Consider the following 17,323-nt stretch of genomic DNA (forward strand, 5'->3'; position numbering starts at 1 on the left):
CGCGTCCCCGGCGCCGCCTCGATCGTCTTCGGGGAGATGCGCATGTTGACCAGGCTCACCTCCACCACCCGCGTCCCCGACGCGGCCACCGTCTGCACCGGCGACGCGGTCTGGCCGCTGGCCGCGAACACGACCGCGGCCGCGGTCAGCAGGCAGCCGGCCGCCGTGCCGGCGATCGCCGGGGACACCCGGACGCCCAGCGACCGGACGAGGGCGGCGCCGGCGAGCAGCACGAACGCGGCCAGCGCGACGAGCAGCAGGATCCAGCCGGTGCGCGACAGCCATCCGGGCACGGGCAGCGCGAGCAGCGGCACCGCGACGTTGATCATGCCGACGTGGATCGTCCAGCCGCGGGCCGGCGGCGCCGGGAGCAGATGGGTGAAGACGCCGAGGAGCGTCTGCCCGACGAACCCGGCGAGGACGAACGGCATCAGCGGCTCGATGCCCTGGGCGACCTCGGCCGGCGGGCGGGTCGCGACGATGGACAGGTCGGCGGCCAGCGCCACGAGGAACCAGCCGGTCCCGGCGGCGAGCAGCCACGCGGCCGGGCTGCGCGGGCGCCGCCGCCGCAGGGCGCGGGCGAACGGGACGAGCGACACCGCGGTCCCCGCCGTGTAGAGCAGCAGCCCGGCCAGGGCCGCCCACCGCGCGTCCGCGGCGAGCCCCGCCACGGCGACGGCCAGGCCCGGCGCGGCCAGGCGCAGGGACAGCCGCGCGATCGCCGGGGTGTGCTCGGTGGCCGGGGTGCGCAGCACCGCGGGCCACAGCGTGAACAGGGTGCCGAGCACGGCCAGGCCGACCCAGCCGAGCAGGTTCGCGTGGATGTGCGCGGCCTCCAGGCGCATGTGCCACATGGCCGGGGCATGGCCCGAGGCCATCCACCCGCCGAGCGTCCCGCCGGCGATCAGGGCGAGGCCCGAGCAGGCGTACCAGGGCACCACGTGCCCGAACCGGCCGGGCCGCGCGCGCCGCGACCGGACGACCAGCACGGCGACATGGGCGCACACGACGCCGACGACGAGCACGGCCCCGGCCGTCGCCAGCTCCGGGTGCCCGTCGGTGGCGCCGCGCAGCACGGCGGCGACCCCGGCGTTGAGGGCGGCGAGCCGGACCGCCGGCCACCACCGGGGCGGGGCGGGCAGCCGCAGCACGGCGATGGCGAACTGGTCCGTCCAGGCGACGACGGCGTTGGTCACCGCGCCGAGCAGGAACACGTGGATGAGCAGCCACTGCGGGGCGGGCAGCCGGTCGCGGGCGACCACGGCGAGGGCGGTCAGGACGAGCCAGGCGAGCACGACGGCGTGCGCGGCGGCGTACCGGGGCGCGCGCAGACGATGAACGATCACGGCCCCAGAGTTCCGGGCGGGCGCGCGGCGTCAGGAGGGCCCAAGGTCCCGTCCTTGGTCCCCACCGGGCGGGACCTTCGGCCCTGTGTCGCACGCGCCGCAGGCCGGAAGCCTGTGAGGGCACAGCGGCAGCACGTGGAGGTGCGCCATGCCCCATCCGTTCGCGACCCGTGTCGGTGTCCGACGCCTGGTGACCGCGGCCATCGCGGCGCCGTCGGTGCACAACACGCAGCCCTGGTTCTTCCGGCTGGACGGGAGCGCGGCGGTACTGGAACTCCACGCCGACCCCGACCGCGCGCTGCCGGTGATCGACCCGCACGGCCGCGCCCTGCACATCAGCTGCGGCGCGGCGCTGTTCAACCTGCGGCTCGCGATCCGGGTGACCGGGCACCGGCCGCTGGTCGAGCCCCTCCCGGACCCCGCGCGGCGGCCGACCCTGCTCGCCGCCGTCCGGGCCGAGCCGGCGCCGATGCCGTCGCCGAGCCAGTCGGAGCTGTACGCGACGATCCCGCACCGGCGCACCAACCGCAGGCCGTTCGCCAAGCGGCGGGTGCCGCAGGTCGTCCGGGACGAGCTGATGGCCGCGGCCCGGGAGGAGGGCGCGGTGCTGAGCCTGCCCGGCCCGCAGACCACGGCGTACCTGCTCAGCCTCATCGCCGCGGCGGACGCCAAGCTCGTCGCCGACCCCGCCTACCTCGCCGAGCTGGCCCGCTGGACACCGGACCGCACCCGCGGCGACGGCGTCCCGTGGTACGCGTTCGGACCGCGGCCGAGCGGCCGGGGCCTGCCGCTGCGCGACTTCGGCCCGGCGGCGCCGTCCGCCGGGCGGGACGTCGACGACTTCGCCGCCCGCCCGCAGCTCGCCGTCCTGCTCACCCGCGGCGACGGGCCCGCGGACTGGCTGCGGGCCGGGCAGGCGCTGCAGCGGGTCCTGCTCACCGCCGCGCGGCGCGGCGTGTCGAGCTCGCTGATGACCCAGCTGCTGGACGTGCGCGGGTCAGGGAGGGACGAGCACCGGTCGCACGGCCACATCCAGTCGATCATCCGGTTCGGCTACGGGCCGGTCGTGCCCGGCACGCCCCGCCGCCCCTACCCGGAAGTCCTCGAACGCGTCTGACCCCGCACACAGAGCCCGCACACAGAGCCCGCACACAGAGCCCGCACACAGAGCCCGCACACAGAGCCGGCACAAAGACCCCGCACACAGAGATTCCGCACCCAGAGAGGCGAACGATGCCCACACCCGTCCAAGAGTTCACCGACGCGTTCCGTACGGAGCACCGCGGTGTCCGCGACCTCCTGCTCGACCTCGTGGAGGCGTTCCGGGCCCGCGACACCGGGCGCGTCCGCGAGCTGGTCGCGGCGGTCGACGCCGCCACCGGCCCGCACTTCCGGTACGAGGAGGAGTCGATGTACCCGCGGCTCGTCGACATCTTCGGCGACGAGTACGTGGACAAGCTGCTCGCCGACCACGACGGCGCGATCCGCAACGTCCGGAGCCTCTACTCGCTCGCCGAGCACGACCGGCTGACGCCCCGGCAGGCCGAGGACGGCATCGAGCTGACCCGGCGGATCCTCCCGCACGTCAGCGACTGCGACGGGCTGTCGATCATGGTGGAGACGCTCCCCGAGGACACGGTGAACGCCATCCTGGCCACCCGGCGCGACGCCCGCGCCGCCGGCCTCGACCTGCTGACGTGGGCGGAGACCGCGCGGGAGCGGGATGTCTGAGCCGGAGCGGCCCCGCATCATCCAGGGCGGCATGGGCGCAGGCGTGTCCGGGTGGCGGCTGGCGAACGCCGTCGCCCGGACGGGCCAGCTCGGCGTGGTCTCGGGGGTGGCGCTGGACGCCCTGCTCGCCCGCGGCCTGCAGGCGGGCGACGAGGGCGGCCACCTGCGCCGCGCCCTCGCGCACCTCCCGCTGCCGGGGGTGAGCGAGCGGATCCTGGAGCGCTACTTCGTCCCCGGCGGGCTCGAGCCGGGGCAGCGGTTCCGGCCGGTGCCGAAGCTCGGCCTGCGGCCGAACCGGACCCGCGACGAGCTGACCGTCGCCGGCAACTTCGCCGAGGTGTGGCTCGCGAAGGAGGGGCACGGCGGCCCGGTCGGGATCAACTACCTGGAGAAGATCCAGCTCGCCACCCCGCCCGCCGCCTACGGGGCGATGCTGGCCGGCGTGGACTACGTCCTGATGGGCGCCGGGATCCCCAGCGAGATCCCGGCGCTGCTGGACGCGCTGGCCGCCGGGTCGCCCGGGCGGGTGACGGTGGCGGTCGCGGGCGCCGCGGAGGGCCGCCCGTTCTCCTTCGACCCGGCGTCGCTGTCCGGGGTCACGACGAAGCGGCCGCAGTTCCTGGCGATCGTGTCGTCGTCCGTCCTCGCCATGTATCTGCACCGGTCCCCGGCCACCCGCCCGGACGGGTTCGTGCTGGAGACGGCCGTCGCGGGCGGGCACAGCGCGCCGCCGCGCGGCCGGCTGCGCCTGGACGAGGGCGGCGAGCCCGTCTACGGGCAGCGGGACCGGATCGACCCGGCCAAGGTCGCCGCGCTCGGCCTGCCGTTCTGGCTGGCGGGCGGCTACGCCCGGCCCGGCACGCTCGCCGAGGCGCGCGCCGCCGGCGCCGAGGGCGTCCAGGCGGGCAGCGTCTTCGCGCTGTGCCGCGAGTCCGGCCTGGAACCCGGCCTGCGCAAGGAGCTCATCGGGCGGGCGCTGGACGGCACGCTCCGGGTCCGCAACGACCCGCGCGCCTCGCCGACCGGGTTCCCGTTCAAGGTCGCCGCGCTGCCGGGCACGCTCTCCGAGCCGGAGGTCTACAACAGGCGGCCCCGGCTGTGCGACCTGAGCTACCTGCGGACCCCCTACCTGAAGGAGAACGGGACGGTCGGCTACCGCTGCCCGGCCGAACCCGTGGACGCCTACGTCCGCAAGGGCGGGGCCATCGAGGACACCGACGGCCGCCGCTGCCTGTGCAACGCCCTCGTCGCGAACATCGGCTACGGCCAGCACCGGCCGGACGGCTACGTCGAGCAGCCCCTGCTCACCCTCGGCCAGGACCTCGGCTTCCTGCCCGACCTCGTCCGCACCGCCGGCGACGACTACTCCGCCGCCGACGCCGTCGACTACCTGCTGCGCACATGAGAGCCGCCGGAACCATGAGACACATCCGCGTGCCCCGCCACGACACCGCCGACCGGCCGTTCATCGTCATCTGGGAGGCGACGCAGGCGTGCCCGCTCGCCTGCCGGCACTGCCGCGCCGAGGCCAGGCCGGACCGGGACCCCGGCGAGCTGAGCACCGCCGAGGCGTTCGGCCTGATGGAGCAGGTCGCCGCGTTCGGCAGCCCGCCGCCGGTGTTCGTCATCACCGGAGGCGACCCGTTCCAGCGGCCCGACCTGACCGCCCTCGTGCGGCACGGCACCCGGATCGGCCTGCCCGTCGCGGTCTCCCCGTCGGGCACGCCGACGCTCACCGAGACCGGCCTCACCGCCCTGCGGGACGCGGGCGCGCGGGCCATCTCGCTGAGCCTGGACGGGTCGGACGCGCGGATCCACGACGACTTCCGGGCGACCCCCGGCGTCTACCGGTGGACGCTCGACGCCTGGCGGGCCGCCCGCGACCTCGGGCTGAAGGTGCAGATCAACACCACCGTCACCGGGCACAACCTGACCGACCTGCCGGAGATCGTGCGGATCGTCCACGAGATGGGCGCGCTCACCTGGAGCGCGTTCCTGCTCGTCCCGACCGGGCGCGGCAGGCTGCTGCCCGCCCTCGACGCGGACCAGGTCGAAGACGTCCTCAACTTCGTCTACGACGCGGGGGCGCACGTCCCCGCCCGGACGACCGAGGCCCACCACTTCCGCCGGATCGTGGTCCAGCGGGACATCCTGCGGCGGCACGGCGCCGACCACGTCGCAGCGCTCGGCCTCGGCCCGCTCTACAAGGAGCTGCGCGAGCGCCTCGCCGAGCTGGACCTGCCGGTGCGGCGCGCCCGGCGCGCGCCCATGGACGTCGGCTCGGCGCGCGGGTTCGTGTTCGTCTCGCACCGGGGCAGCGTCCATCCCAGCGGTTTCCTGCCGACGCCCGCCGGGAACGTCCGCACCGGGCGGCTGACCGACATCTACCGGACGTCGCCGCTGTTCACCGGGCTGCGCGACCCCGACAACCTCAAGGGGAAGTGCGGCGCGTGCGAGTTCCGGACGATCTGCGGCGGCTCCCGCTCGCGCGCGCTGGCCACGTCGGGCGACCCCTTCGCGGCCGAGCCCTGGTGCTCCTACGTCCCCGGCTCGTTCCCCTACCAGGAGGAACTCGCCGCCTACGGGGCCGTCGCGCCCCGCGAGCGGCGCGCGTGAGAACGGAATCTCAACGTCCCGGACATATCCGCCGTGAGCTGGGTAGACGACGTTTGAGAAGGCTTTCCGACGCAAACGGCTGGACAGTGACATGTTCGAGATCGAGGACATCCGGGACTGGCGCGGCCGGGCGGTGATCGACGAGGCCGGGAGCAAGATCGGTCAGCTGGAGGCCGTCTACGTCGACACCCTCACCGACCAGCCCATCTTCGCGACCGTGAAGACCGGCATGCCGATGCGGCAGCGGCTGGTGTTCGCGCCGCTCGACGGCGCGACGCTGGGGCCGGAGCACCTGCGCGTCGCCCGCCCGAAGAAGCAGATCAAGAACGCGCCCGCCATCGACATGGACGGGGAGCTCCTCGCCGGCGACGAGAGCGCGGTCTTCGCCCACTACGACCTGGCCTACGAGGCCGCGCCGGACGAGCGCCGGCTCGCCCGCCGCTGACGCGGCCGCCCCCTCCGGGAGGGATCACCATGGCCCTGTTCCTGTTCATCCTGCTCGTCGCGGTGGCGCTCGGCATCATCGGCGTCGTCGTGAAGGGCCTGTTCTACCTGCTGATCATCGGCATCGTGCTGTTCCTCATCAGCCTCGTGCTGAGCGGGATCCGGATGGGCCACCGCCGCGGCTCCCGCCCCGCCCGGTAGGCCGGACGGGGCGTCAGACCCGCCGCACGAAGCCGTGCCGGACCAGCAGCTCGGTGAGCTGCCGCCCGGCGGCGGTCAGCTCCCGGCCCATGCCCGCGCAGGCCGCGCAGTCGTCATCCTCGGGCTCGGCCGGGCGCGCCCGCATGTGGTCCTCGATGGCGCGGTCCACCGCGGCCACGATCGCCGGCTCGGCGGACGCGTCGGGCTGGGTGGGCGCGGGCGCGCCGCCGGAGGGCGGCCCCGGCGCGACCACGCGCAGCTCGTGGGCGCGGCGCGCCGCCTGCGCGACCGCGACCAGCTCGGCCGCCCGCCGGTGCCACGCCAGCCACCGCGGGTTGGCCGTCCGGCCGGTCCCGCCGCACGCCGCGCAGTCGGCCTCCAGCGCCGCCGGCAGCAGCGCCGGCCGGTCACCGCTCCCGCTCGGGTCGCTCACACGGACCACCCCTGCAGCTCGTACGCACGCTGACCTCGCCGGGTTCGGGGAGGCGGGGCTTAACGCCGGCGCCGCCGGGTAGCCCGTAGCGCGACCGCCGGACCCGCCGGCGGGCCAGTCGACAGATCGGGGGCACGGATGACCACGCCCGAGGAGAACGCGCCGAAGACCGACGACGCCGATCAGGTGGTCATGGAACCGGGCGGCGCACCGGACCGGGACGCGGGACGCAAGAAGCCCCGCCGGGGTCCCGACACGCGCAACGAGCTCGGCGCCGAACTCGAGGACAAGATGGCGGAGAAGGGGCTCTCCCGGGACGACTTCAGCGAGTCCTGACCGGCGCGGGCCGGCCGCGGGCACGCCTCCACGTCCGCGCCCGGTGCCCGGTGTCCGCGAGGTCACGGTTGTGGCGCGGCCCGCTCTACCCTCTTGACATGGCAGTGTGACCGGTAACAGTGTATCCGGGGACACCGGCACCACCCCCGAGGTGAGACGTGAAGCGTAGGAAGTTCGTCAGCCTGGCGCTGGGCCTCGGCCTCGCGCTCGGCATGACCGCGTGCGGCTCGACGCAGAAGACCGTCGACAAGGAGAAGGCGGAGAAGAAGCCGGCGGCGGGCGCGCTCGTCGGCGTCACGATGCCGACCCGCTCGTCGGAGCGCTGGATCCACGACGGCGACAACCTCAAGAAGCAGCTGGAGCAGCTCGGCTACAAGGTCGACCTCCAGTACGCCGAGAACGACATCCCGACCCAGGCCAACCAGATCGACAACCAGATCACCAAGGGCGCCCGGCTGCTGATCATCGCGTCCATCGACGGCACCGCGCTGACGACGCAGCTGCAGAAGGCGGCCGACAAGGGCGTCCCGGTCATCTCCTACGACCGGCTGATCCGCAACTCCCCGAACGTCGACTACTACGCCACCTTCGACAACTACAAGGTCGGCGTGCAGCAGGCGACGTCCCTCCTCGTCGGCCTCGGGCTGAAGAAGGAGGACGGCTCGGAGGGCTCGGCGAAGGGCCCGTTCAACATCGAGGTGTTCGCGGGCTCGCCCGACGACAACAACGCGACGTTCTTCTACAACGGCGCGATGGACACCCTGAAGCCGTACCTGGACAAGAAGACCCTCGTCGTCAAGAGCGGCCAGACCGAGTTCAAGACGATCGCGACGCTGCGCTGGGACCCCGAGCGCGCGCAGAAGCGCATGGAGGACGTCCTCACCCGCTACTACCGCGGCGGGACGAAGGTCCAGGGCGTCCTGTCCCCCTACGACGGCCTGTCGATCGGCATCCTGTCGGCGCTGAAGTCCAACGGCTACGGCACGCCCGGCCAGCCGTACCCGATCGTGACCGGCCAGGACGCCGAGGTCGCGTCGGTCAAGTCGATCATCGCGGGCGAGCAGTACTCGACCATCTACAAGGACACGCGGCAGCTCGCCGCCGTCACGGTGAAGATGGCCGACGCCGTGCTGAAGGGCGAGAAGCCCGAGGTGAACAACACCAAGGACTACGACAACGGCGAGAAGGTCGTCCCGTCCTACCTGCTCAACCCGGTGATCGTGAACAAGGACAACTACAAGAAGGAACTCATCGACACCGGCTACTACACCGAGGCCCAGCTGAAGTAACGCCTCGGGTGGGGCGGTCCGCCGGCTAATCCTCCCCCGGCGGGCCGCCCCGCCCCTCCCCGCGAGGAGCACCATGAGCGACGTGATTCTGCGGATGCGCGGCATCACCAAGACCTTCCCCGCGGTCAAGGCCCTCCAGGACGTGAACCTGGAGGTGCGGCGGGGCGAGATCCACGCGATCTGCGGCGAGAACGGGGCCGGCAAGTCGACCCTGATGAAGGTGCTGTCCGGCGTCTACCCGCACGGCGAGTACAGCGGCGAGATCGAGTTCGAGGGCGAGCCGTGCCGGTTCTCCGGCATCCGCGACAGCGAGCAGCGCGGGATCGTCATCATCCACCAGGAGCTGGCGCTCAGCCCGTACCTGTCGATCGCGGAGAACATCTACCTCGGCAACGAGCGGCGCGGCCGGTTCGGGCTCATCGACTGGAACCGGACCAACGCCGACGCGGCGAAGCTGCTGGAGCGGGTCGGGCTGAAGGAGAACCCGGTGACGCCGGCGATGGAGCTCGGCGTCGGCAAGCAGCAGCTCGTGGAGATCGCCAAGGCGCTGTCGAAGCGGGTGAAGCTGCTCATCCTGGACGAGCCGACCGCCGCGCTGAACGACGCCGACTCCGCGCACCTGCTCGACCTGCTGCGCGGGCTCCGCGACGAGGGCATCACCTGCGTGATCATCTCGCACAAGCTGAACGAGATCCGCGCGATCGCCGACTCCACCACGATCCTGCGCGACGGCCGGACGATCGAGACGCTCGACATGAGCGGCGACGTGTCCGAGGACCGCATCATCTCCGGCATGGTCGGCCGCGACCTGGACCACCGGTTCCCCGACCGCGTCCCCGACATCGGCGACGAGGTGCTGCGCATCGAGGACTGGACCGTCCACTCCCCCACCCAGCACGACCGGATCGTCGTGGACCGCGCCTCGCTCACCCTGCGCCGCGGCGAGATCGTCGGGCTCGCGGGGCTGATGGGCGCGGGCCGCACCGAACTGGCGATGAGCGTGTTCGGCCGCAGCTACGGCACCGGGATCAGCGGCCGGATCTACAAGGACGGCAAGGAGATCTCGGTCCGCACGGTCACCGACGCGATCCGGCACGGGATCGCCTACGCCACCGAGGACCGCAAGACCTACGGGCTGAACCTCATCGAGGACGTCAAGCGCAACGTCTCCGCCGCCGGGCTGCGCAGCCTCGCGAAGGCCGGCTGGGTGAACGACAACCGCGAGTACGAGGTCGCCGAGCGGTTCCGCAAGGAGATGAACATCAAGACGCCGAGCGTCCTGGCCCCGACCGGGCAGCTGAGCGGCGGCAACCAGCAGAAGGTCGTCCTGTCCAAGTGGATCTTCACGGACGCGGACGTGCTGATCCTGGACGAGCCGACCCGCGGCATCGACGTCGGCGCCAAGTACGAGATCTACTCGATCATCAACCGGATGGCCGACCAGGGCCGCGCGGTGCTGGTGATCTCGTCCGAGCTGCCGGAGCTGATCGGGATCTGCGACCGCCTCTACGCGATGGCGGAGGGCCGCATCACCGGCGAGGTGAGCCGCGCGGACGCGACGCCGGAGCGCCTCATGCAGTACATGACCCAGACCGAGGAGACCAGAGCATGAGCAGCGTCGTGTCGGCCGACAAGGCCGTGTCACCGCCGCCTGCCGAGCGGCCGAAGCCGGGCCGGACCCTGCCGGTCAACCTGCGGCAGAGCGGGATCTACATCGCGTTCGCGCTGATCGTGGCGCTGTTCGCGGCGCTCACCGGCGGGCAGCTGCTGTCGCCGCAGAACATCTCCAACATCATCGTCCAGAACTCCTACATCCTGATCCTGTCCATCGGGATGATCCTGATCATCATCGGCGGGCACATCGACCTGTCGGTGGGGTCGGTGGTGGCGGTGACGGGCGCCATCGCGGCCGTGCTGATGGTCGAGCACGACGTGCCGTGGCCGCTCGCGGTGCTGCTGACGATCCTCGCGGGCGCCGCGATCGGGGCGTGGCAGGGCTACTGGATCGCCTACTTCGAGATCCCGGCGTTCATCGTGACGCTGGCCGGGATGCTGGTGTTCCGGGCGCTGACGCTGACCGTCCTCGGCAACCAGGGCATCGGCCCGTTCCCCGACGAGGTGCGGACGATCGCCAACGGCTTCCTGTCCGGCTACCTCGGCAACATCGGGCTCGGGCCGCTCGGCGGCGCCGACCTGTTCACGCTGCTGGTCGCGCTGGCGCTGGTCGGCGGCTACGTCGGGCTCGGCTGGCGGAACCGGCAGGGGCGCATCCGCTACGGCCAGAAGGTCGAGCCCCTCACCCTGTTCGCGCTGAAGTACGGCCTCGGCGTCGTGGTCGTCATGTTCATGGCCGTGCAGCTCGCCCGGTTCAAGAACATGCCGTGGGTGCTCGTCCTGCTGGGCGTGCTCGTGCTCGGCTCCACGCTGGTCATGAACCGGGCCGTGTTCGGCCGGCACGTCTACGCCCTCGGCGGCAACCCCCTCGCGGCGCGGCTGTCCGGCATCAAGGTGAAGTCGGTGTCGTTCTGGCTGTTCGTCAACATGGGCGTGCTGTCGGCCATCGCCGGGATCGTGTTCGCCGGGCGGCTCAACCAGGCCGGTCCGACCGCCGGGAACATGTTCGAGCTGGACGCGATCGCGGCGGCGTTCATCGGCGGCGCGGCCGTGCAGGGCGGCGTCGGCAAGGTGGTCGGCGCGATCACCGGCGGCCTCATCATGGGCGTGATCAACAACGGCATGTCGCTGCTCGGCGCGCCGAGCGAGCGGGTCATGCTGATCAAGGGCCTGGTCCTGCTGGCGGCCGTCGCGTTCGACATCTGGGCCAAGCGGCGCGCCGGGACGTCCCGCTGACCGGGCGGCCCGGGGACGGCGGACCCGGTATGTTCCGAGGTGACATGACCTCCACACCACCCGCCAGACCCGGGCTCCGCGACGTCGCCCGGCTCGCAGGGGTCTCCCACCAGACCGTGTCGCGGGTGTTCAAGAACCATCCGATGGTCAGCCAGAAGACCCGCGACCGGGTGCTGGCCGCCGCCGCGCAGCTGGACTTCCGGCCGAACGCGGCGGCGCGGGCGCTCGCCACCGGCCGGTCCCGGACGCTCGGCGTCGTCAGCTTCGACACCGCGCTGCACGGCCCCGCGTCGATCATCGCGGCGATCGAGCGGAACGCGCGCGCGGCCGACTTCTTCACCAGCGTCGCCAGCCTGGAGTCGCCAGGGCACGGCGCGGTCGCCGGAGCGGTCGACCGGTTCCGCGACCAGGGCGTGGACGGCATCATCATGATCCCGGGGCACGTCCCGCCGGACGAGGCGCTGCGGCACCTGCCCGGCGACCTGCCGACCGTCCTGCTCGGGCCGCCGGCCGCCGTCCCGACCGTGTCCGCCGACCACTACCTGGCGCCGCGCGAGGCGACCCGGTACCTGCTGGAGCTCGGGCACCGCACCGTCCACCACCTGCCCGGCCCGGACGACTGGTCGGAGGCGACCGAGCGGACCCGCGGCTGGCGGGACGCCCTCATCGAGGCGGGCGCGGACGTCCCCGACTGCGCGCCCGGCGACTGGAGCGCCCGGTCCGGCTACGAGCGCGGCCGGCTGCTCGCCGCCGACGGCGACGTGACGGCGGTGTTCGCGGCCAACGACCAGATCGCGCTCGGGCTGCTGTGGGCGATCCACGAGAGCGGCCGCCGGGTGCCGGACGACGTCAGCGTCATCGGGTTCGACGACATACCGGAGGCGGCGTTCCTCACCCCGCCGCTCACCACCGTCCGGCAGGACTTCACCGCCCTCGGCCGGCACCTCGTGGAGCTGCTCATCAGCCGGCTCACCGGCGAGGCCGCCGAGCCGGACGACCCGAAGCTGGTGCCCAGCAAGCTGATCGTCCGGCGCAGCACGGGGCCCGCCTCCTGACCGGCGGCCCCTGACCGGGCGCCCCCTGACCGGCGGCGCCCGGCCGGGCGCTACCGCAGCGCGCGGAGGCGGTGCATGATCGCGCCGTCCGCGAAGTGGTCGTGCAGGCTCAGGTAGATCTCGTAGAGGTCGTCGTAGGCGTCGGCGCGGGCCCGGTCCGGGACGTAGGCGGACGGGATCCGGCGCCCCATCGCCGCGGCGGCCGAGGTGATGTCGGGGTGCGCCCCGGCGGCGACGGCGGCGTGGATCGCCGAGCCGAGCGCCGGTCCCTGGGCGGACCCGATGACCGACAGCGGCCGGCGCAGCACGTCGGCGTACACCTGCATCAGGAAGGTGTTCTTCATCAGGCCGCCCGCCACGACCAGCTCCTCGACGGGCACGCCGGACGCCTCGAACGTCTCCACGATCTTGCGCGCGCCGAACGCGGTCGCCTCGATGAGCGCGCGGTAGACGTCCTCGGGCCGGGTCGCGAGGGTCTGGCCGACGATCAGGCCGGACAGGTCGTGGTCGACGAGGACCGACCGGTTCCCGTTGTGCCAGTCGAGCGCGACCAGCCCGTGCCGCCCCACCGGCTGGGCCTCGGCGAGGGCGGTGAGGTGCTCGTGCACGGTCCGCCCCTCGGCCGCGGCGACCTGGCTGTAGTAGCCGGGCACGCAGTTGTCGACGAACCAGGCGAAGATGTCGCCGACGCCCGACTGGCCGGCCTCGTAGCCCCACAGGCCCGGCACGATGCCGTCGGCCACGACGCCGCACATGCCGGGGACCTCGGCGAGCGAGTCCGACGACATGACGTGGCAGGTGGACGTGCCCATGATCGCGACCATCTGGCCGGGCCGGACGGCATCGGCGGCCGCGGCGGTGACGTGTGCGTCGACGTTGCCGACCGCGACCGCGATGCCCTCGGGGAGGCCCGTCCATCCGGCGGCCCGCGCGGTCAGCCTCCCGGCGAGGCCGCCGAGCGGCGCGAGATCGTGGCCGAGCTTCGCCGGGAAGCCGGCGAAGTCCGGGTGGAGCGCGGTGAGGAACTCGCCGGACGGGTACCGGCCGTCCTGGTAGATGCCCTTGTAGCCGGCCGTGCAGATGTTGCGGGACTCGGTGCCGGTCAGCTGCCAGATGATCCAGTCGGCGGCCTCGATCCAGCGTTCGGCCTCCGCGTACAGCGCGGGGTCCTCTTCGAGGAGCTGGAGCCCCTTCGCGAACTGCCACTCCGAGGAGATCTTCCCGCCGTAGCGGCGCAGCCAGGGCTCCCCGCGCTCGGCGGCGAGCGCGTTGATCCGGTCGGCCTGCGGCTGCGCGGCGTGGTGCTTCCAGAGCTTCGGCCAGGCGTGCGGGCGGTCCGGGTACCGCTCGCAGAGGGGCGTGCCGTCGGCCGTCGCCGGCAGGACGGTGCAGGCGGTGAAGTCCGTCCCGATGCCGATCACCTGCGACGCCGGGACGCCCGCCACCGCCAGCGCCTTGGGCACGGCGTAGCGCAGCACGTCGATCCAGTCCTGCGGCGCCTGGAGGGCCCAGTCGGGACCGAGGCGGGTCCCGGAGGGCAGCGCCTCGTCGATCACCCCGTGGCCGTACTCGTGCACGCCGTCGCCGAGCTCGGCGCCGTCCCGGACGCGGACGACCACCGCGCGCCCGGACAGCGTCCCGAAGTCGATCCCGACGACGTACCGCTCGTCCCCGCTCATAGGGCTCCTCTCATAGGCCCTGGGCCAGGCGGTGGTACGCCTGGTTCCAGCGGATCTCCTTGGTGAACTGCCGCAGCGTGGTGCCGGCGTCGATGGTGAGCAGCTCGACCCCGGCCATCTCGGCGAGGTCGGCCAGCTCCTCGGTGCCCAGCGCGGCGGACAGGACGGTGTGGTGCGGCGCCCCGGCCGTCAGCCACGCCTCGGTGGACGTGCGCAGGTCGGGCAGCGGGCGCCACACGGCGCGGGCGACCGGCAGCATCGGCAGCGGCTCCGGCGGCGCGACGACCTCGATCTCGTTCGCGACGATCCGGAACCGGTCCCCCATGTCGGCGAGCCCGGCCACGATGGCGCGCCCCGGCTCGGCGTCGAACACCAGCCGCACCGGGTCCTCGCGGGCGCCGATGGAGAGCGGGTGGATCTCCAGCGACGGCCGCCCCGCCGCGATCGACGGGCAGACCTCCAGCATGTGGGCGCCGAGGATCAGCTCGTTGCCGGGCTCCAGGTGGTAGGTGTAGTCCTCCATGAACGACGTGCCGCCGGGCAGCCCGGCGGCCGCGGCCTTCAGCGTGCGCAGCAGCGTCGCCGTCTTCCAGTCGCCCTCGCCGCCGAACCCGTAGCCGTCCGCCATCAGCCGCTGCACGGCGAGGCCGGGCAGCTGCCGCAGCCCGCCGAGGTCCTCGAAGTTCGTCGTGAACGCCTTGAAGCCGCCCTCGCCGAGGAACGTCCGCAGGCCCAGCTCGATCCGCGCGCCGTAGCGGAGCGACTCGTGCCGGTCGCCGCCCGCCCGCAGCTCGGGGGCGACGTCGTAGACGTCCTCGTACTCCTTGACCAGCTCGGTGACCTCGACGTCGGGGACGGCGTCCACCACGTCCACCAGGTCGTTCACGCCGTAGGTGTTGACGGAGACGCCGAACCGCAGCTGCGCCTCGACCTTGTCGCCCTCGGTCACCGCGACGTCCCGCATGTTGTCGCCGAACCGGGCCAGCTTCAGCGTGCGCAGCTCGTGGTAGCCCGCCGCCGCGCGCGCCCACCCGGCGATGCGGGAGCCCACGGACGGGTCGGTGACGTGCCCGGCGACCGTCTTGCGGGCGACGCCGATCCGCGACTGGATGTAGCCGAACTCCCGGTCGCCGTGCGCGGCCTGGTTCAGGTTCATGAAGTCCATGTCGATCGAGTGCCAGGGCAGCTCGACGTTCGCCTGCGTGTGCAGGTGCAGCAGCGGCTTGGTCAGCACGTCCAGGCCCGCGATCCACATCTTCGCCGGGGAGAAGGTGTGCATCCACGCGATCACGCCGATGCAGGAGTCGTCGGAGCTCGCGTCCAGGCAGACCCGGCGGATCGCCTCCGCGTCGGTCAGCACGGGCGTCCAGCGCAGCGCGACGGGCAGCGCCCCGCCGAGGCGCGCGGCGATCGCACCCGACTGCTCGGCGACCTGGCGGAGGGTCTCCTCGCCGTACAGGCCCTGGCTGCCGGTGAGGAACCAGATCTCGCGGTTCGGAAAGCTCATGTGGTCAGCCCCTCTGCCCGTAGACGTTCTGGTAGCGGTCGTACAAGCGGTCGATGTCGCCCGCGTCCATCGGCAGCGGTTCGCCGAGCTGGCGGGACAGGTGGACGGTGCGGGCGACGTCCTCGCACATCACGGCCGCCTTCACCGCGGCGCGCGCGTCGGCGCCGATCGTGAAGACGCCGTGGTTGCGCATGAGGACGGCCGGGCTGCGGTGCCCGTCGAGCGTCTCGACGATGCCCCGGCCGATGTCGTCGCCGCCGATCAGCGCGAACGGGCCGACGGGGATCTCCCCGCCGAACTCGTCCGCCATCGCGGTCAGCACGCACGGGATGGGCTCGTTGCGCGCCGCCCACGCGGTCGCATAGGTCGAATGGGTGTGCACGACTCCGCCGACGTCGGCGCGGTGCCGGTACACGTACGCGTGCGCGAACACGTCGCTGGACGGCTTGAGCGGCTGGTCGCCGATCGGCTTGCCCTCAAGGTCGCACAGCACCATCGAGTCGGGGGTGAGGTCCTCGTAGGGGACGCCGCTCGGCTTGATCAGGAAGGCGTCGCCGCTGACCCGGGCGGACACGTTCCCGGCCGTCCACACCACCAGCCCGCCCTCGACGAGCAGCTGATGCAGGACGGCGAGTTCGGTGCGGAGCGCGGCGGTCTCCTGGGCTGTCATGTCCGCTCCTTTGTTAGCGCTAACATCAATGGCCGACGAACGGGATCTCCGGTTCCGGTCATCAGTGGTCAGGTACCGCGGCGCACCCCGGTGCTCTCCCGGACCACGAGCTCGGGTTCCACCACGCGGCGGGTGCCGGCCGGCTCGGGAACCGGCCGGGAGGCTCCCTCGATCCGGTCCAGGAGCAGGCGGAACGCGCGCCGCCCCACCTCGCCGAAGTTCTGCCGGACGGTCGTCAGCGGCGGCGGGAAGTAGGCGGCCTCGGGCACGTCGTCGAAGCCGACGACGCTCACCTCGCCGGGCACGTCGCGGCCGGCCTCGCGCAGCGCGCGCAGCAGCCCGAGCGCCATCGCGTCGTTGGCCGCGAACACGGCGGTGACCTCGGGATCGGCGGCGATCTGCCGGCCGTGCTCGTACCCGGACCGGGCGCTCCAGTCGCCCGAGGGGCCCTCCGGGACCTCCCGCCCGGCGGCCTCCAGCGCGGCCCGCCAGCCGTCCGCGCGGCCGCTCGCGTCCACCCAGTCGGCGGGCCCGGCCAGGTGCACGACGGTCTCGTGGCCGAGGCTGAGCAGGTGCCGGACGGCCCGCTCGGCGCCGGCCCGGTGGTCGACCGCCACCACGGGGAACGGCACGTCGCCGCCCGCGCCGACCGCGACCAGCGGGGTGTCGGACGGCAGCTCCTTCAGCCCGTCGGCGGCCGACTCGTGCGGCGCCACGACCATGATCCCGTCGGCGGACTGGGCGCGCAGCCGCTCCACGCCCTCCCCGATCGACCGCCGGTTCAGCGAGCTGAGGCTGACGATGCTGACGTTGTAGCCGTGCTCGCGGGCGGCCTGCTCGATGCTGAACACCGTGGACGCGGGCCCGTAGAGCGTGGTGTCGAAGCTGACCACGCCGAGCACGCCGGACCGCCCGGTGGCGAGCACCCGGGCCGCGGAGTTGGGCCGGTAGTCGAGGGCCTGCACGGCCGCCATCACCCGGGCGCGCGTCTGCGGCCGCACCTTCTCCGGGGTGTTGAGCACGCGCGACACGGTCATCGCGGAAACGCCCGCCATCGCGGCCACGTCCTCCATCACCGCCAGCCGCCGGCCGTCGGGCGCCTCCGGTGATTCGGCCGCCACATCGCCTCCCCGAAGTCATTGCTACGCCCCGAATGTTTGCGCTAA

The 17,323-nt window shown here is 73.1% G+C and carries 16 protein-coding genes and 1 pseudogene; 11 read left to right on the plus strand and 6 right to left on the minus strand.

Annotation, left to right across the window (positions count from 1 at the left end):
* Positions 1 to 1,346: pseudogene (locus ABTW95_RS19760) on the minus strand (multicopper oxidase domain-containing protein); the annotation flags it as partial.
* A 148-nt stretch (positions 1,347 to 1,494) separates the two neighbouring features.
* Between ABTW95_RS19760 and ABTW95_RS19765 the strand changes: the two are divergent.
* The 6 genes from ABTW95_RS19765 (at position 1,495) to ABTW95_RS19790 (ending at position 6,338) form a co-directional block, all read left to right on the plus strand.
* Positions 1,495 to 2,463, plus strand: a complete 969-nt coding sequence (locus tag ABTW95_RS19765) for an Acg family FMN-binding oxidoreductase (protein WP_396445025.1) — start codon at positions 1,495 to 1,497, stop codon at positions 2,461 to 2,463.
* Positions 2,464 to 2,579: 116 nt separating this feature from the next.
* On the plus strand, positions 2,580 to 3,077 hold the full coding sequence (locus tag ABTW95_RS19770; RefSeq protein ID WP_500227027.1) for a hemerythrin domain-containing protein: 498 nt from the start codon (positions 2,580 to 2,582) through the stop codon (positions 3,075 to 3,077).
* Positions 3,070 to 4,482 carry a beta/alpha barrel domain-containing protein gene (locus ABTW95_RS19775; RefSeq protein ID WP_396445027.1) on the plus strand — a complete coding sequence of 471 codons (1,413 nt, stop codon included), beginning with the start codon at positions 3,070 to 3,072 and terminating at the stop codon, positions 4,480 to 4,482. The genes ABTW95_RS19770 and ABTW95_RS19775 overlap by 8 nt, the downstream gene beginning before the upstream one ends.
* A gap of 14 nt (positions 4,483 to 4,496) precedes the next feature.
* Positions 4,497 to 5,693 carry a TIGR04053 family radical SAM/SPASM domain-containing protein gene (locus ABTW95_RS19780; RefSeq protein WP_396453776.1) on the plus strand — a complete coding sequence of 399 codons (1,197 nt, stop codon included), beginning with the start codon at positions 4,497 to 4,499 and terminating at the stop codon, positions 5,691 to 5,693.
* A gap of 91 nt (positions 5,694 to 5,784) precedes the next feature.
* Positions 5,785 to 6,138 (plus strand): PRC-barrel domain-containing protein, encoded by a 354-nt coding sequence (locus ABTW95_RS19785; RefSeq protein WP_396445029.1) that lies wholly within the window; start codon positions 5,785 to 5,787, stop codon positions 6,136 to 6,138.
* A gap of 29 nt (positions 6,139 to 6,167) precedes the next feature.
* Positions 6,168 to 6,338 (plus strand): hypothetical protein, encoded by a 171-nt coding sequence (locus ABTW95_RS19790; protein ID WP_396445030.1) that lies wholly within the window; start codon positions 6,168 to 6,170, stop codon positions 6,336 to 6,338.
* 13 nt (positions 6,339 to 6,351) lie between these two features.
* Here ABTW95_RS19790 and ABTW95_RS19795 read toward each other — a convergent pair whose 3' ends face one another.
* Positions 6,352 to 6,771, minus strand: coding sequence for a hypothetical protein (locus tag ABTW95_RS19795; RefSeq protein ID WP_500227028.1), 420 nt, complete (start codon positions 6,769 to 6,771; stop codon positions 6,352 to 6,354).
* A 138-nt stretch (positions 6,772 to 6,909) separates the two neighbouring features.
* On the opposite strand from ABTW95_RS19795, the gene ABTW95_RS19800 reads away from it, so the two are divergent.
* The 5 genes from ABTW95_RS19800 to ABTW95_RS19820 all read left to right on the plus strand — a co-directional run bounded on the left by ABTW95_RS19800 (position 6,910) and on the right by ABTW95_RS19820 (position 12,301).
* Positions 6,910 to 7,107: a hypothetical protein gene (locus tag ABTW95_RS19800; protein WP_500227029.1), complete on the plus strand. Its 198-nt coding sequence runs from the start codon at positions 6,910 to 6,912 to the stop codon at positions 7,105 to 7,107.
* A gap of 158 nt (positions 7,108 to 7,265) precedes the next feature.
* Positions 7,266 to 8,396 (plus strand): multiple monosaccharide ABC transporter substrate-binding protein, encoded by a 1,131-nt coding sequence (gene chvE, locus ABTW95_RS19805; RefSeq protein ID WP_500227030.1) that lies wholly within the window; start codon positions 7,266 to 7,268, stop codon positions 8,394 to 8,396.
* A 73-nt stretch (positions 8,397 to 8,469) separates the two neighbouring features.
* Positions 8,470 to 10,008, plus strand: a complete 1,539-nt coding sequence (gene mmsA, locus ABTW95_RS19810) for a multiple monosaccharide ABC transporter ATP-binding protein (protein ID WP_500227031.1) — start codon at positions 8,470 to 8,472, stop codon at positions 10,006 to 10,008.
* Positions 10,005 to 11,246: a multiple monosaccharide ABC transporter permease gene (mmsB, locus tag ABTW95_RS19815; protein ID WP_500227032.1), complete on the plus strand. Its 1,242-nt coding sequence runs from the start codon at positions 10,005 to 10,007 to the stop codon at positions 11,244 to 11,246. The genes mmsA and mmsB overlap by 4 nt, the downstream gene beginning before the upstream one ends.
* 44 nt (positions 11,247 to 11,290) lie before the next feature.
* A complete protein-coding gene (locus tag ABTW95_RS19820) occupies positions 11,291 to 12,301 on the plus strand; it encodes a LacI family DNA-binding transcriptional regulator (protein WP_500227033.1) in 1,011 nt (336 codons plus the stop codon).
* Between the two features lie 50 nt (positions 12,302 to 12,351).
* Here ABTW95_RS19820 and araB read toward each other — a convergent pair whose 3' ends face one another.
* The 4 genes from araB to ABTW95_RS19840 all read right to left on the minus strand — a co-directional run bounded on the left by araB (position 12,352) and on the right by ABTW95_RS19840 (position 17,230).
* Entirely contained in the window at positions 12,352 to 13,980 is a 1,629-nt protein-coding gene (gene araB / locus ABTW95_RS19825) for a ribulokinase (RefSeq protein ID WP_500227034.1), read from the minus strand.
* 10 nt (positions 13,981 to 13,990) lie between these two features.
* The gene (gene araA, locus ABTW95_RS19830; RefSeq protein WP_500227035.1) at positions 13,991 to 15,487 is read right to left on the minus strand and encodes an L-arabinose isomerase; all 1,497 of its coding nucleotides are present in this window, start codon (positions 15,485 to 15,487) and stop codon (positions 13,991 to 13,993) included.
* A 4-nt stretch (positions 15,488 to 15,491) separates the two neighbouring features.
* Positions 15,492 to 16,157 carry an L-ribulose-5-phosphate 4-epimerase gene (locus ABTW95_RS19835; protein WP_396445038.1) on the minus strand — a complete coding sequence of 222 codons (666 nt, stop codon included), beginning with the start codon at positions 16,155 to 16,157 and terminating at the stop codon, positions 15,492 to 15,494.
* A gap of 68 nt (positions 16,158 to 16,225) precedes the next feature.
* A complete protein-coding gene (locus ABTW95_RS19840; protein ID WP_396445164.1) occupies positions 16,226 to 17,230 on the minus strand; it encodes a LacI family DNA-binding transcriptional regulator in 1,005 nt (334 codons plus the stop codon).
* Positions 17,231 to 17,323 lie beyond the last annotated feature (93 nt).

This window comes from Spirillospora sp. NPDC127506, from assembly GCF_040302145.1.
Lineage (GTDB): Bacteria > Actinomycetota > Actinomycetes > Streptosporangiales > Streptosporangiaceae > Spirillospora.